Origin of the sequence: Paenibacillus pinistramenti (assembly GCF_005869875.1) — a bacterium.
Lineage (GTDB): Bacteria > Bacillota > Bacilli > Paenibacillales > Paenibacillaceae > Fontibacillus > Fontibacillus pinistramenti.
Genome location: NZ_VAWG01000002.1, coordinates 137,925 through 152,518, shown reverse-complemented (window position 1 = coordinate 152,518; position 14,594 = coordinate 137,925). Strand labels below are relative to the sequence as shown.

Annotated in this window: 19 protein-coding genes; 15 read left to right on the top strand and 4 right to left on the bottom strand. The window is 46.4% G+C overall.

The window, feature by feature from the left end; genetic code table 11:
• The first annotated feature begins 66 nt into the window (after positions 1-66).
• The 7 genes from FCN15_RS03475 to FCN15_RS03445 all read left to right on the top strand — a co-directional run bounded on the left by FCN15_RS03475 (position 67) and on the right by FCN15_RS03445 (position 4,733).
• Complete coding sequence (locus tag FCN15_RS03475; RefSeq protein ID WP_138493565.1) at positions 67-306, top strand: hypothetical protein; 240 nt, start codon at positions 67-69, stop codon at positions 304-306.
• Positions 307-474: 168 nt separating this feature from the next.
• The gene (locus FCN15_RS03470) at positions 475-1,218 is read left to right on the top strand and encodes a ThuA domain-containing protein (RefSeq protein WP_138493564.1); all 744 of its coding nucleotides are present in this window, start codon (positions 475-477) and stop codon (positions 1,216-1,218) included.
• A 195-nt stretch (positions 1,219-1,413) separates the two neighbouring features.
• The gene (locus tag FCN15_RS03465) at positions 1,414-2,004 is read left to right on the top strand and encodes a YdhK family protein (protein ID WP_138493563.1); all 591 of its coding nucleotides are present in this window, start codon (positions 1,414-1,416) and stop codon (positions 2,002-2,004) included.
• Between the two features lie 139 nt (positions 2,005-2,143).
• On the top strand, positions 2,144-2,344 hold the full coding sequence (locus tag FCN15_RS03460; protein WP_138493562.1) for a DUF2933 domain-containing protein: 201 nt from the start codon (positions 2,144-2,146) through the stop codon (positions 2,342-2,344).
• 79 nt (positions 2,345-2,423) lie between these two features.
• Positions 2,424-3,134: a response regulator transcription factor gene (locus tag FCN15_RS03455; RefSeq protein ID WP_138493561.1), complete on the top strand. Its 711-nt coding sequence runs from the start codon at positions 2,424-2,426 to the stop codon at positions 3,132-3,134.
• Positions 3,127-4,536 (top strand): sensor histidine kinase, encoded by a 1,410-nt coding sequence (locus FCN15_RS03450; protein ID WP_138493560.1) that lies wholly within the window; start codon positions 3,127-3,129, stop codon positions 4,534-4,536. The genes FCN15_RS03455 and FCN15_RS03450 overlap by 8 nt, the downstream gene beginning before the upstream one ends.
• Positions 4,533-4,733: a hypothetical protein gene (locus FCN15_RS03445; protein ID WP_138493559.1), complete on the top strand. Its 201-nt coding sequence runs from the start codon at positions 4,533-4,535 to the stop codon at positions 4,731-4,733. Before FCN15_RS03450 ends, FCN15_RS03445 begins: the two co-directional genes overlap by 4 nt.
• A gap of 105 nt (positions 4,734-4,838) precedes the next feature.
• On the opposite strand, the gene FCN15_RS03440 is transcribed toward FCN15_RS03445, so the two are convergent.
• Positions 4,839-5,327 carry a DUF6803 family protein gene (locus FCN15_RS03440; protein ID WP_138493558.1) on the bottom strand — a complete coding sequence of 163 codons (489 nt, stop codon included), beginning with the start codon at positions 5,325-5,327 and terminating at the stop codon, positions 4,839-4,841.
• A gap of 284 nt (positions 5,328-5,611) precedes the next feature.
• Between FCN15_RS03440 and FCN15_RS03435 the strand changes: the two genes are divergently transcribed.
• From FCN15_RS03435 to FCN15_RS03425, 3 genes are all read left to right on the top strand, one after another.
• Positions 5,612-7,021, top strand: coding sequence for an arsenic transporter (locus tag FCN15_RS03435; RefSeq protein ID WP_138493557.1), 1,410 nt, complete (start codon positions 5,612-5,614; stop codon positions 7,019-7,021).
• Positions 7,022-7,059: 38 nt separating this feature from the next.
• On the top strand, positions 7,060-7,485 hold the full coding sequence (gene arsC / locus FCN15_RS03430) for an arsenate reductase (thioredoxin) (RefSeq protein ID WP_138493556.1): 426 nt from the start codon (positions 7,060-7,062) through the stop codon (positions 7,483-7,485).
• 287 nt (positions 7,486-7,772) lie between these two features.
• Positions 7,773-8,354, top strand: coding sequence for a sugar O-acetyltransferase (locus FCN15_RS03425; protein WP_138493555.1), 582 nt, complete (start codon positions 7,773-7,775; stop codon positions 8,352-8,354).
• Here FCN15_RS03425 and FCN15_RS03420 read toward each other — a convergent pair.
• Positions 8,351-8,914 carry a TetR/AcrR family transcriptional regulator gene (locus FCN15_RS03420; RefSeq protein ID WP_138493554.1) on the bottom strand — a complete coding sequence of 188 codons (564 nt, stop codon included), beginning with the start codon at positions 8,912-8,914 and terminating at the stop codon, positions 8,351-8,353. The two genes, FCN15_RS03425 and FCN15_RS03420, sit on opposite strands and share 4 nt — an antisense overlap.
• Positions 8,915-9,173: 259 nt before the next feature.
• On the opposite strand from FCN15_RS03420, the gene FCN15_RS03415 reads away from it, so the two are divergent.
• Together FCN15_RS03415 and FCN15_RS03410 are read left to right on the top strand one after the other, a co-directional pair.
• Complete coding sequence (locus tag FCN15_RS03415; protein ID WP_138493553.1) at positions 9,174-10,037, top strand: aldo/keto reductase; 864 nt, start codon at positions 9,174-9,176, stop codon at positions 10,035-10,037.
• Between the two features lie 32 nt (positions 10,038-10,069).
• On the top strand, positions 10,070-10,483 hold the full coding sequence (locus FCN15_RS03410; protein ID WP_138493552.1) for a cupin domain-containing protein: 414 nt from the start codon (positions 10,070-10,072) through the stop codon (positions 10,481-10,483).
• Positions 10,484-10,870: 387 nt separating this feature from the next.
• Here the strand turns inward: FCN15_RS03410 and FCN15_RS19110 are convergent, their stop codons facing one another.
• Positions 10,871-11,035, bottom strand: coding sequence for a hypothetical protein (locus tag FCN15_RS19110; RefSeq protein ID WP_162515278.1), 165 nt, complete (start codon positions 11,033-11,035; stop codon positions 10,871-10,873).
• Positions 11,036-11,110: 75 nt separating this feature from the next.
• Entirely contained in the window at positions 11,111-11,659 is a 549-nt protein-coding gene (locus FCN15_RS03400; protein ID WP_138493551.1) for a TetR/AcrR family transcriptional regulator, read from the bottom strand.
• 264 nt (positions 11,660-11,923) lie between these two features.
• Here FCN15_RS03400 and FCN15_RS03395 point away from each other — a divergent pair, with 264 nt between their 5' ends.
• Genes FCN15_RS03395 through FCN15_RS03385 form a run of 3 tightly spaced genes read left to right on the top strand, consistent with a single transcriptional unit; the run spans position 11,924 to position 14,553 of the window.
• On the top strand, positions 11,924-12,682 hold the full coding sequence (locus FCN15_RS03395; protein WP_138493550.1) for a carboxymuconolactone decarboxylase family protein: 759 nt from the start codon (positions 11,924-11,926) through the stop codon (positions 12,680-12,682).
• 13 nt (positions 12,683-12,695) lie between these two features.
• The gene (locus FCN15_RS03390; RefSeq protein WP_138493549.1) at positions 12,696-13,538 is read left to right on the top strand and encodes an SDR family oxidoreductase; all 843 of its coding nucleotides are present in this window, start codon (positions 12,696-12,698) and stop codon (positions 13,536-13,538) included.
• A gap of 34 nt (positions 13,539-13,572) precedes the next feature.
• Positions 13,573-14,553: an aldo/keto reductase gene (locus tag FCN15_RS03385; protein ID WP_138493548.1), complete on the top strand. Its 981-nt coding sequence runs from the start codon at positions 13,573-13,575 to the stop codon at positions 14,551-14,553.
• The last annotated feature ends 41 nt before the right edge of the window (positions 14,554-14,594 follow it).

Sequence of the window (14,594 nt, the reverse complement as noted above, 5' to 3'; positions counted from 1 at the left end):
CGCTCTGAAAAAGTGTGCTAAGACAACTTACAGCATGAATACCTGGTAATAGGGGAGTGATTAGGTGTGGCGAAACCCAGAAAGGTATTTGTGCTGTATATAAACGGAAAAACCCTCAAGTCTGTGAAATCACTGGTTTTGATTGATCTTCTCCTGGGCACCGGCTTTTATTTTGCAGCTAAGATAATGACTTCAAGTCTGCTGATCGCTTCCCTTGGAAGCATGGCAGGCAGCGAAGGGGTGAAGTGGCGGTTAAGGCGCCAAAGAACGCGGGTGATCACCGTTCCTGTCAAGAAGCCTGGCTAATTGAGTTTAGTCAGGCTTCTTCCTGCTGCTTCTTCCTGCTGCTTGTTCCTGCTAATTGAAGCGCTGTTAACCGTCGATAATAAATGTAAGGCTCCAGTTATTTTACGAATACAGTCGGTTTTGTCTTTATGGAAGATCAACTTAGGATAAACAATGGAGGTTTTTACATTGGCGAACATTAAAGTGACCATCTGGAACGAGTACCGTCACGAACGGAATAACGAGAAGGTGGCGGCGGTCTATCCTTCCGGCATTCATAACGCGATCGCCGGTTATCTGGGAGCGGATCAAACGCTTGAAATCCGCACGGCTACGCTCGATGAGCCGGAGCACGGACTGACAGATGAGGTGCTTGCAGATACGGACGTTCTCATCTGGTGGGGACACGTTGCGCATCATGAGGTTCGGGACGATATCGTACAGAAAGTCCGAAACCGGGTGCTTGACGGCATGGGGCTTATTGTCCTGCATTCCGGCCATGCTTCCAAAATCTTTGAAGCTCTGCTCGGCACGCACACCGGCCAGCTGAAATGGCGGGAAGCCGGAGAGAAGGAACGCTTGTGGGTGATTGAGCCCAATCATCCAATCGCCGCGGGCTTGGGTGAATATATTGAGCTCCCTCATGAAGAAATGTACGGCGAGCGTTTCGAAATCCCGGCTCCGGACGAACTCGTATTCATCTCCTGGTTTGAAGGAGGAGAAGTGTTCCGCAGCGGCTGCTGTTACCGGAGAGGCAAGGGCAAGCTGTTCTATTTCCGTCCAGGACATGAGACGTTCCCGACCTATCACCACCCGGACATCATCAAGGTGCTGAACAACGCGGTGCATTGGGCCGCTCCGGCACAGGGCGTAACGGTGACTTACGGGAATGTCCAGCCTTTGGAGCCGCTTAAGATGGCCGAGCCCGTGTAAGAAAAGAAACAGCCAAAAGGCCGCTCTTGAGGCTTTTTGGCTGTTTTAGCGTCATAAGGAACCCGCCCAGTTCTGATTTCTTCATAAATTCTACACAATTTAAGTTTATTTTTTAGTGGAAATTATTATGGATAAAATCGGCAGCTGAAGAAATACTACTCAAAAAAAGTTCTAAACAGAAAGGTGGAATAACAAATGAAAAAATCTTTGCCTATCATTATGTTGTCACTTGTTTTGATTCTAAGTGCGTGCAGCAAAGGAAATCAAAATGCGCAAAACCAAGCCACTGTCGCCAGTCAAGGAAACATGAGCTCAGGAGAAATGGCTTCTGCTCAAATGAATTCTGGAGAAATGAATCATTCGGATTCTGAAGAGCTGCCTAAAGGGATGATAAATGCCCAAAATCCTAAATTCCCTGTTGGGAGTCATGCTTTGATTCAGGCTGACCACATGCCAGGAATGAATGGAGCTGATGCAACAATTGTTGGTGCTTATGATACCATGGTTTATGCGGTATCCTATGAGCCTGTTACGGGTGGAGATAAAGTATCCAATCACAAATGGGTAGTTCAAGAAGACATCAAGGATGCAGGTGATCAGCCACTTTCCATAGGAGACAAAGTAACCCTGTCGGCTAACCATATGGAAGGTATGAAAGGCGCTAAAGCTACGATTGATTCAGCTGAGAAGACTATCGCCTATATGGTTGATTACACACCTACGACCGGAGGGGAACCAGTGAAAAATCATAAGTGGTTAATAGAAAGTGAATTATCTGCAAAATAACCAGAATCCATCATGATACCGGACAAGCCGATCAACCGGCTTGTTTTTCATTTCTTCTGCTGCAGCTCATGCTTCCCACATGCTTTCTCCACAAATTAATCTTACAATTCTTAATATCAAAGCTAAGGAGGAAAAGAAAATGGATTGGTCCTGGTTATTAGTACTTGTTTGTCCATTGATGATGGTATTTATGATGGTGTTTGGAATGAAAGGACACGGACACGGACACGCTTCCCATTCCAAACATTCAAAGGATGATCATGAGATTCAAACACAAATCAACGAATTAAAAATGCAAAATGAAGAATTGAGACAGGAACTTCAAAAGATTGCTAAGTAATCCTGACTGAAATCAGCATTTTTTGTGATATTAATTATTCCATAGGGATACTATGCAAAATGATAAAGGTGGTAAGGGTATGTCCAGACTACAGGTGCTTGTCGTAGACGATGAATGGAATATGCGGAATCTGCTGCGGATCTTCCTTTCGAAAGAAGGTTTTGAAGTCAAGGAGGCTACGAACGGAACAGAGGCTTTAAAACTAGCTGGCCAACACCATTTCGATCTAATTATACTCGATCTTATGCTTCCGGATGTGGATGGCTGGCAGGTATGCAAGAAAATCCGGGAACAGAATCAAGTGCCGATTTTGATGCTTACCGCTCGATCGGAAACGAAGGATAAAGTTTATGGACTAGGGATCGGAGCCGACGATTATCTCACCAAGCCATTCGAGCCTGACGAGCTGCTTGCCAGGACTTACTCCTTGATCCGCCGTTCGGTGATTACACAATCTAAAATTCAGAAAGATCCTGTCCTTGAGTTTCCAAACCTGCGAATACTCCCGCAAAGCAGAGAAGTTTATATACACGATCAGTCTGTTGAATTCACACACAAGGAATTCGACCTTTTATTAACGCTTGCTAAATCTGAACAACGCGTGTTTGGCAGAGAAGAAATCGTACTTTTAGTATGGGGAGCCGATTATGAGGGGGAGCCACGGGTGGTAGACACTCATATCAAAAATATCCGGGACAAATTATTAAAGGCTGCTCTCGGGTATAACCCCATTCAAACCGTGTGGGGAGTTGGATATAAGTTTACTGGAGCTGGGATCCCGCATGATTAGAAATAAAATCGGCTTCCAGCTTGGATTGGTTATACTGATTGCGTTTGTTGTTGTTATCAGTGTCCTTGGTTTGACGATTGATCGTATGTTTACTAATTTTTATAACTCGGAAACGAGAATGGAGGTAGATGAGCTTACCACACATTTGACAACTATGAGCGAATCTCCGGAGATGTTATCCAGGGAAACGCTCCTTCAATTTGCAGACTTTTCCAATGTGAGTATTTTATTAGTAAACCGGCAGGGAAAGATTCTGGCAAGCTCCAGGGGATATGAATTTTTAGACCGAACGTTTATAAAAGCTGAGGACTTGCAAGTTTTATTCAGCGGAAAGAATATTGAGCAAAAGTATACCGATTTGAAGCGGAATCACTATTTTATTGCGGCAAGGCCTGTAATCAGCCCTGGACAAAAAGACATACAGGCTGCTGTATATGTACTCGCCTCTGCTCAGCACATGGATGAATCCATTTCAGCTGTCCGGAGCGTCCTACTATTGGCTGGAATAGGGGCATTTTTATTAGCAATAGGAATTACCTGGATCATCGCGCATCTGTTATCACGACCGCTTTTACAGATGCAGGCGGCCACCCGAAGAATTGCCGCTGGTGAGCTGGAGACCCGATTAAACATAAATCGTGATAACGAAATTGGACTCTTGGCTGATTCGATCAATCATCTGGCAATTGAGTTACAGCGGTATCGGGATACCAGGCAGGAATTTTTTGCAAATATATCCCATGAGCTGCGGACTCCTATCACATACCTGGAAGGCTATGCTCAAGTCCTTAGAAACCAACTGTTTGAGACTGAAGAAGAGAAGAACAGATACTTGGACATTATTCACGAGGAGGCTATTCGGCTACAGCACTTGGTTAACGATTTATTCGAATTGGCCAAGATGGAGGAAGGCAAGATTACCTTGTCACTGGAGTGGATTGATTTATCTGATATCGCAGATCATGTGGCTCAAAAAATTAAGCTTAAAGCAGCTAACAAGAAATTGTCTATTGAGACAAAAATTAATCGTGAAATCCCGTTAATTTACGGCGATGGGCTGAGGATAGAGCAGATCCTGCTGAATTTATTAGAAAATGCTGTGCGTTATACAGAGCAGGGCGGGATCACGATGGAACTCGATCAAAACACTTCTTATGTATTCTTATCCGTAGAAGATACAGGTATTGGTATTCCGGAAGATGAGCTTCCTTATATTTTTGAGCGATTTTACCGGGTGGAGAAATCACGGTCTAGATTGCACGGAGGAACAGGGCTGGGCTTGCCAATCGCTAAAAAGCTGGTTGAGCTGCAGGGTGGAGAACTGCTTGTCTTTAGCAGGCTGGGCCAAGGAACCCGATTTGAAATCCGTTTTGTACCTGAGGAGCAGGAGGTGCAAAGATGAAAAGGGCGGATTGGTTCGTTGTTGTCGTTCTTATGATGATGGGTATAGCCTGTTTAATCTCGGCTGCTTCATTCCGCGGGATGTTTATGTCTCGAATAGGTATGGGTATTTCTGTTGGCTGGGCCTGTTTCCTTATTCCTGTCCTTGGAGCTCTTGTATGGGGCATTTATTGGTTCATAAATAGAAGAAAACAGTAAAGGGGAAGCTTGGTGAGTCCCCAAATCTGACCAATCAGAAACACCTTCAAGGCTGCCAATCCTCACGATAGGGCGGCAGCCTTGAAGGTGTTTCTGTGTTGGAGTTTACATCCCAGGCATGTTAGACATTCCGCTTATAATCTCGGGATTCACCATACCGAAAATCATAGCAATGTGAGCGACGACCAGGAAGCCGCTGACCAGCATAAAGTGCAGCTTCATCTTCTCTTCTTCCGTACGCTTCCGTCCGATAATGCCAAGATCCAGAAGGGCGAGAGGGAGAAGGAAAATAACTCCGCTGAGATAAAAGCCCACGGCTACAACATCCACCCAGGTATGCCATCCACCGTTAACCGTAAGAGGCATGAAAGCGGTTGGAAAGAGATACAGGAAGATGCCAGTGAAATACAGACCGGCAATAATGCTGCAAGCCCGGTTGAATGCTCTCAGACTTCCGTGAGTGTTCTTGCTGAACAGAATGATGAATTCTGTTACCGTAATCGTTTCTGCAAAGATCACGGGGATCGCCATGAATATAATGAGATTCCATGGCTGGTTGTCAGCTAAAAGAGACATGTAATGCGTCATGTTCATCGATTGGTTCCCCCAATACCTGTATTTATTACAGAACCAATCTTACGAAAAATGTGTGTAGAAAGTATGGAGAGCCGGACTCATCTCTACAATCTTATATAAAGATTAATGGCAGAACTGATTGGACAAATGAAGTAATCAATAGTAAAAACAATATAATAGAGCAGGTTCTTTAGTATAAGACTGCTTGTCTCTATACTCATCCAAACGGAAGCCGTCAACATAATATTTAAAATTTAATCAGGCAGTTTGGGTTATTATGCGATTAATCTCCGGAGGGTATTATGTTAATTATTGCGATTGCTATTTTTCTAGTTACGCTAACCTTTGTCATTTGGCAGCCTCGAGGGTTAAGCATTGGCTGGTCTGCAGCAGGAGGAGCCCTGCTTGCTTTAGGCTTTGGGGTTGTTCAGCTCTCAGATGTATGGGACGTAACCCTGATCGTATGGAATGCTACCTTGACCTTTGTGGCCATTATTCTGATTTCACTCGTCCTAGATGAAATTGGATTCTTTGAATGGGCAGCGCTGCATGTCGCCAGGCTCGCAAGAGGCAATGGCCGCTTGATGTTTGTCTGCGTCATACTGCTCGGAGCGGCCGTATCCGCCCTGTTTGCCAACGATGGCGCAGCCTTGATTCTGACCCCTATCGTACTGGCGATGGTGCGGGGACTTCATTTCAACGAGCGGATGGTCCTGCCTTTTATTATGGCAAGCGGCTTTATCTCTGACACGGCCTCCTTGCCTCTTATCATCAGTAACCTGGTGAACATCGTTTCTTCGGATTTTTTTGGTATCTCCTTTGCAGATTATGCCGGCAGGATGATCGTTCCAACCTTATTTTCCATAGCTGGAAGCCTGTTCATGCTGTACCTGTTGTTCAGAAAAAGTATCCCTGCCCACTATGAAGTCCGGCAGCTCAAGATTCCTTCGGAGGCCATCCGGGACCAGCGCTTGTTCCGCATATCCTGGATTATTCTTAGTGTTCTGCTCGTCGCCTACATGTGCAGTCCGTTTATGCATATTCCGGTGTCCGTCATCGCCGGGCTTGCCGCTGTGGTCTTTATCGTATTCGCCCAAGCCAGCCCTCGCATCCAAACCTGGCAGCTTATTAAGGGAGCCCCATGGGCCATCGTCGTATTCTCCATCGGTATGTATGTCGTCGTGTACGGGCTGCGAAATGTCGGCCTGACAGATGAACTGGGCAAGCTGTTTGAAGCAGTCAGCCAGCATGGAATGTTTATCTCGACGATCGCATCCGGCTTTATTGCAGCCATCCTGTCCTCGATCATGAATAATCTGCCCACAGTCATGATTGATGCCCTTGCGATCAAATCCGCGTCAGCGGAGGGCTTTATCCGGGAGTCGCTTATTTATGCAAACGTGATCGGCTCAGATTTGGGACCTAAAATTACGCCGATTGGTTCGTTGGCAACTCTGCTGTGGCTGCATGTTTTGGTTCAAAAGGGGGTCAAAATCGGCTGGGGAGCCTATTTCAAGACGGGCATCCTGTTAACGGTTCCGACGCTGTTCATTACATTGTCTGGTCTTTATCTGTGGCTGTCTTTGATCCGCTCCACTTCGGTCAATATTTGGTTTGTCATCGCGGGGATTGCTATCGGTCTCTTGGCAGCAGGGTGGGGATTAATAAAACTCACGAATAGACAGAGCCGGAAGGGTAAACGCCAAATTTAAAGCTAAATCTAATATTTAAAAAGGAGATTTATAACATCATGGAAAAGAAACCGCTCGTTTACTTTCTCTGCACGGGGAATTCCTGCCGGAGCCAAATGGCCGACGGCTTTCTAAAGGTGCTTGGCGGAGACAAATTTGAAGTGAAAAGCGCCGGTCTGGAAGCTCACGGGTTAAATCCGCGGGCTGTGCAGACGATGAAGGAAGCCGGGATTGATATCAGCAGCCATACCTCGGATGTGATTGACACTGATATTCTAAATCGCGCTGATTATGTGGTTACGCTCTGCGGCCATGCGGATGAGCACTGCCCGGCGATTACCAGCCCAAATGTAACAAAGTGGCATTGGGGATTTGAGGATCCGGCGAAAGCCACAGGCACCGAGGAGGAAATTACGGCTCAGTTTAATCAAGTTCGCGATGCTATCAAGAACCGGATTGCCCAGTTTGTTGAGACCGGAAAATAAGGGTTTGATGGCGCAGCTAGCGCCCAGAGATTTCAAAGAGAACAGCCGCTGCCATCTGCTCTTCATACCGTGCCGGATGGCAGCCTTGCTACATAACCCGCTCCAGCAGCGTCCCTAATTGCTCAGCCAGGACAGTATGCGGAACCTTCTTGCCTTCATGAGAAGAAGGAATTTACGAGAACTTAAACGTGCAAAATAGATAAATAAAGCAGCTTGACTTAGAGTGAACTATAAGGATTAGCATGAATATACGGATGAGAATGATTTAACGAAAGGCGGTTTTCCTCATGAACATGAGTGAATTTATAGATTTTTGCAGGCAGGGCAACCCGATTTCAGGCGAAGATAAAGAATTGCATGGGCTGTTGGTGCAGTGCAGTTATGAAGCTCAAAGGATCACAATGGAATTGAATACCTCCTGCCATTCACAAGAAGAAATTGTACAGATTTTTAGTGAGCTTACTGGCGCAGAGGTAGATTCGTCATTCATGTGTTTCCCGCCATTTTACACAGACTTTGGCAAGAATATTTCAATTGGGAAAAATGTATTTTTGAACACGGGCTGCTCCTTCCAGGATCGAGGGGGAATCATGATCGGAGACGGGACTATGATCGGGATGAATGTTACCATTGCTACCCTTAATCATGGTTTACCTGCAGAAACCAGAAACACAACCTATCCGTCTCCCGTGGTGATTGGCAGGAATGTATGGATCGGATCCAGTGCCACGATTCTCCCCGGTGTGACGATTGGGGATCATTCTGTTGTAGCGGCTGGAGCAGTCGTTACCAAGGATGTTCCTGAAAATACCGTTGTTGCGGGAGTACCGGCCAAATTCCTGAACAAGATTGAGGATAAACAGGACTAGAAGTTCCGGTCCAGCAAAATACCAACTTGCTCAGCAATCACTTCGGTTGGCTCTGTTAATCCCTTTGTAAGCCATGCTGCGACAATTTCTACGATTGCTGCGCCAAAGAACCTGAGGGTCAGCTCCCTGCTTAAGCCTTGATTTATGCCTTGGCTAACATCCATTTCTCCTTCTAATTCTTCAATGACAAATTCAAGCAGCTGCTGCCGGAATACCGGGGCTCCTTTGCTGGAGAGCAGAGTGGAGAAGAAGGAAGCATGACGCTCGAAGTATTTGAACCACATCAGATTTCCTTCCGCAAAAGTCAGATCAGCTGCTGCTTCGCACAGCTTTCTTAGTTCTTGGATATGCTCTTCGATCAGCTTGTCTAGCAGGTCATATTTATCCACATAATGATCGTAAATCGTTCTGCGGCCGACGTTGGCGCGATCAGAAATGTCTTGAATCGTGATTTGATCCAGATTTTTCTCGGATAATAAAGCAATGAAGGCATTTTTAATGGCTTGCTGCGATTTCTGTACTCTTCGATCCCATTTGGGTACTGACTTTGACACGGACATATTTACCAGACTCCCTTAAGTAATCGTACATTTTTGCGGATTTGTGCGGTATCGATCACATTTATAACCTTTGTTTATTGAAAACCGCTAGTTTTGTATTATATTATACACGTGTGCGATAACGTATCAATATGTATTTTTAATGCGTGAGAAAGAGTTGTCCGAAATCTTCAGGTGATTCGGGCCGTTTATTGCGGACAAGCTCCTGCCCAAAATAAAACCTTATCGAAATATCAACACTATACGGAGGAGACTAACCATGTTTAATGAAACCTTTAAATTGTCAAATGATTTAGAAATTCCGAAATTAGGACTTGGTACATGGCTGCTTGATGACAAACAGGCCGCACAGGCCGTGAAGGACGCGATTTCGCTCGGGTATCGTCACATTGATACTGCACAGGCTTATGCGAATGAAGCAGGTGTAGGCGAAGGAATCCGCAGCAGCGGGATCGCAAGAGAGGAGCTGTTCATCACGACCAAGGTGGCTGCCGAATTGAAGACCTACGAAGCAGCTTCCAAGTCCATTGACGAGTCTCTGGCCAAACTCGGACTGGATTATATCGACCTGATTATCATCCACAGTCCGCAGCCTTGGAACGAATTCCGGGAGGAGAAGCGTTATTTCGAGGAAAACAAAGAAGCATGGAGAGCACTGGAGAATGCTTATAAGGCAGGCAAAGTTAAGGCCATCGGCCTATCCAACTTCCTGCAGGACGATGTGGAAAATATTCTGTCAAGCTGTGAGATCAAGCCTATGGTCAACCAAATCCTGGCCCATGTGAGCAATACTCCTCATGAGCTGATTGCGTTCTGCCAGGAGAAGGACATTCTGGTTGAAGCCTATTCCCCTATTGCCCATGGAGCTGTCCTTGATCATCCTGAGGTCAAGGTAATCGCTGATAAATATGAAGTCTCTGTTGCCCAGCTGTGCCTGCGCTATGATCTCCAGCTTGGTCTTGTAGTCATTCCTAAGACGGCAAATCCTGAGCACATGAGAATCAACGGCGAGCTTGATTTTGTAATCAGCGATGCAGACATGGAGACCCTGAAGAAGATAGAGCACATTAAGGATTACGGCGAGCACAGCTTCTTCCCGGTATTCGGCGGAAAATTAAAATAAGGCGGACAAATAAATAAATTGGAGGAATAAAGATGGCAAAGCATGAAGAAGTCAAGAATGGCGTTATTTTCCCGGTTGGTAATAAAAATGAAGCCTTTGCCCAATATTTTGTTGGTCAAAGCTATCTCCAGACCTTAGTTGCAGACCCTTCCGTGAACGTTGGAGTGGGCAATGTAACCTTCGAACCCGGCTGCCGGAACAACTGGCATATCCACCGCGATGGATTCCAGCTGCTGCTGGTCACCGGTGGAGAGGGCTGGTACCAGGAGGAGGGGAAACCCGCACAGTTCCTGAAAGCCGGCGACGTTGTTGTCACTCACGATGGAGTTAAACACTGGCATGGCGCAGCCAAGGACAGCTGGTTTGAACACATTGCCATCACAGCGGGCAAACCGGAATGGCTCGAGCCAGTATCGGACGAGGAATATAATAAGATTCACGAATAGATCATAATGAGGGAGTCCTTTATTTTCCAAAAAAATAGGGGGCTCCCTCTCGTTACTTACTAGACTAAAGGCTGCACCGTCTTGGATATCTTATCCAGCACATTCAAATCGGAACCAAACCTGCAAATGGCTTCGCAGTTTTGCCGAAGCTCGGAAAATAAGATATAAGAGACCAGAAAATGAACGCCTTGTTGAAAGGATGGTCTTAATAATTGGGCCATGATTTCTTTCTCTCTCTTATCAGGAGCGACAAGAAATAAGCGGCTTTCATGGCTGTTAACCGAAAGCGACAGATCATGCAGTCTTAGAATTCCCGAATAAATCGAAGTGCTTTTCTCAACTTCAAACGCACTTACAATTTGGTTTCGTTCATCGACCCACAGAACGTCAATCAGGGCAATGGTCTGGGCGGTTTGTTTTGGCCAATTCGGCTAATCTTTCTTCATTGTTCAGGAACCATATCTGATAAACAGATTCTTGATCTTCTTTATATTCAGCAGCCAAATTCGGAATAAGTGCGTTCATATGACCATCCATCCATTTACCCTCCATCATTATGCCAGCTTATTCCATTCTAAAACTCTTAGTATGATAAAGGCATGACATAAATCAATAGACCGCTGGTTCTTACTCACAAATCCTTTCCAGCAGCGTTCCCAGCTGCCTGGCCAGCTCTTGATGGCTGACAGGTCTGTCATTGGTAAACCACCATTCCACTACTCCGGCATAGGAGGAAGCCAGAAACTGAACGATCAAATCCTTATTTAGACCTTGATTGATTCCCTTTGTAATGTCGACTTCATTGTTAAACTCTTCAATAAGAAATTGCTGAAACCGGCTGCGGAAATGGGGGGCTCCTTTGCTTGCGAGCATCATGGAGAAGAAGGCGAAATTCTGTTCAAAATATTCGGTCCAAACTTCTGAGCCAGTCACAAAATCTAAATCTGCCGAAGCTTCGCATCTTTCCCGAAGTTCATTGATATGGGTTTCAATAAGCTTATCGAGCAGATCGTATTTATCCAAATAATGCAGATAAATCGTTCCGCGGCTGACGTTAGCGCGATCCGAGAGATCCTGAATCGTAATCTCATCGAAATTTTTTTCGGACATAAGCTCAATTACAGCTTTCTTCAGGGCCTCCTGTGTTTTTAAAATTCTTCGATCTATCTTGGGCACTTCATTCACCTTGCTTTCCTCTGAAATATTAAACAATTTTGCCTCAAAAGTTCATTAATAAACAAATCATCCTAAATCAACAATAGTAAATTTCTTAGAACTGTTTATAATAATAGACATGAGTCTAATAAAATAATACAGAATAATTAAGCTCCGCACAAGCTCTGAAATACGGCTTGCCGAACTTGTTATTGATATGGCCACTTTGTAATACTTCTGGCTCTAAAACGGCATTTTATTAATATAAAGCAGGAGGAATAAACCATGAAAATTACAGAGGCAGCCCAGAACTACCATGAAAAATTGTTCCCGGGCTATCAATCCACTTTTCTCGAGACTGATCCTGAATTTATTGAGCGTTTTGACAATTTTGCATTTGATGAGGTGGTCAGTCAGGATGACCTGGATGACCGGACGCGGATGATGGCCATTTTATCGGTTCTTCTAGGTTGTCAAGGGATTGACGAGTTCAAAGCGATGCTGCCGGCCGCGCTCAACTTTGGCGTTACTGCGGTAGAAGTGAAAGAGATTGTGTATCAATCTGCTGCTTACCTTGGCATAGGCAGAGTATTTCCTTTTCTCCACGCGGTGAACGAGATTTTGACTGCCCGAGGCATTAAATTGCCTTTGGAAGGACAAGCGACGACCACGATGGAAAATCGTCTGGAAGCCGGAATTCAGGCCCAGGTAGATATTTTCGGAGACAGCATGCGTGACTTCTGGAAGTCCGGACCCGAGGAGAGCCGTCACATCAATCACTGGCTGGCAGCGAACTGCTTCGGCGATTACTATACGCGCAAAGGACTCGACTACAAGCAAAGAGAAATGATTACCTTTTGCTTCTTGCTTGCCCAGGGAGGGTGTGAGCCGCAGTTAACAAGCCATGCTGCTGCCAATATGAGGCTTGGCAATGACAAGTCGTTTCTGATTAAAGTCATCTCCCAATGCCTGCCTTTTATCGGATATCCGAGAAGTTTGAATGCTCTTCGTTGTGTCAATGAGGCAGCGGCAAAGTCAGAATAAGGGGGGAAGTTTCATGCGAACACGGACTTGGCTGATTACAGGGGTTAGCAGCGGATTTGGTTATGAGATGACCCGGCTGCTGCTGGAGAAGGGGGAGAAGGTCATTGGAACGGTCCGTAATAGGGATAAGGTCTCCGGTCTGATCGAGCAGTATCCGGATACTTTTATGTGCGAACTGCTTGATGTTACGGATGTTCCCGCTATCCGGAAATTAGTCGACCGTTCTTTTGAACAGTTCGGCCGTATTGATGTCATTGTCAGCAATGCAGGGTATGGTCTCTTCGGAGCAGCTGAAGAATTGTCCGACGAGCAGGTCGATCATATTATCGCTACGAATCTGACGGGCTCCATCCAGCTCATCCGCTCCGTCCTTCCTCATCTGCGTACCCAGGGCGGGGGCCGAATTATTCAGCTGTCTACCTATGGCGGGCAGGTCGCCTTTCCGGGCAACTCCATGTACCATGCCACCAAGTTTGGCATAGAGGGTTTTTGTGAGTCAGTCGCCCAGGAGGTCGCGCCATTTAACATTGGGATCACGTTGGTGGAACCTGGAGGAGCCCGTACGGAGTTCCGCTGCGGCAGCGCAAAGGTGGCAAAGCTTATGCCCGAGTATGAGGGGAATCCTGCTCACGGCTTTCTGAAAATGCTGGACGCTTCAAATGGCCTGGCTCCTGGAGACCCTGTGCGGATGGCTGAACGAATCATTGAGAGCGCCGATATGGAACCCGCTCCTATGCGTATGGTTCTTGGTTCCCAAGCACTGGCCGTCACCCTTACAGCACTCAAAGCCCGTGTGGCCGATTTCGAGAAGCAGACCGAACTGGCCGCTTCCACGGACTTTCCTCCGGGAGAATAAGGGCAAGCTCTAATTAGAATTGGAGGTTTTGGCTATGGATTATATCAAATTCGGAAATACCGGTATGGACGTTTCGCGTATTTGTCTGGGTTGTATGAGTTTTGGTGAGGCTCGGCCCGGCTGGCACCAATGGGTGCTGAATGAGGAGCAAAGCCGTCCCTTGATCAAGAGAGCGCTTGAGCTCGGCATCAACTTTTTTGATACAGCGAATGTATACGCAGGCGGGACAAGCGAAGAGATTGTGGGACGAGCTTTGAAGGATTTTGCGAATCGGGATGAAATCGTTCTCGCCACCAAGGTATGGGGCCGGATGCATGAAGGTCCTAACGGGGCGGGGCTGTCCCGGAAGGCGATTATGAGCGAGATTGATAAGAGTCTGCAAAGATTAGAAACCGATTATGTGGATCTCTACATCATTCACCGCTGGGATTATGATACCCCGATTGAAGAAACGATGGAAGCTATGCATGACGTGGTGAAATCCGGCAAGGCCAGATACATCGGCGCTTCTGCCATGTATGCCTGGCAGTTTCAGAAGGCGCAGTATACAGCGGAGAAGCATGGCTGGACCCGCTTTGTATCTATGCAGAATCACCTGAATCTGATCTACCGCGAAGAGGAAAGAGAAATGATGCCGCTGTGCAAGGATCAAAAGATTGCGGTAACGCCTTACAGCCCTCTGGCTTCAGGCCGGCTGATCCGGGATTGGTCCGAATCCACTCACCGGTCCGAAACAGATGCCGTGCAAAAATCGAAATATGACGCAACTGCCGATGTCGACCGGCTGATTGTGGAGCGTGTAGCGTCGGTTGCCGAGAAACACGGCGTTCCGCGCAGTCACATTGCGCTTGCCTGGCTGCTGCAGAAGGATTCGGTAGCTGCCCCTATTGTAGGCGTTACAAAAATGGCCCAGCTCGAAGAATCGGCAGCGGCATTATCCGTAAAGCTTACTCCAGAAGAGGTTGCATTCCTGGAGGAACCGTATGTTCCTCACCGGGTAGTCGGAGCGCAGTAAGGATTAGCAGTCATGATTAATAGATATAGAGGAGGCAAACA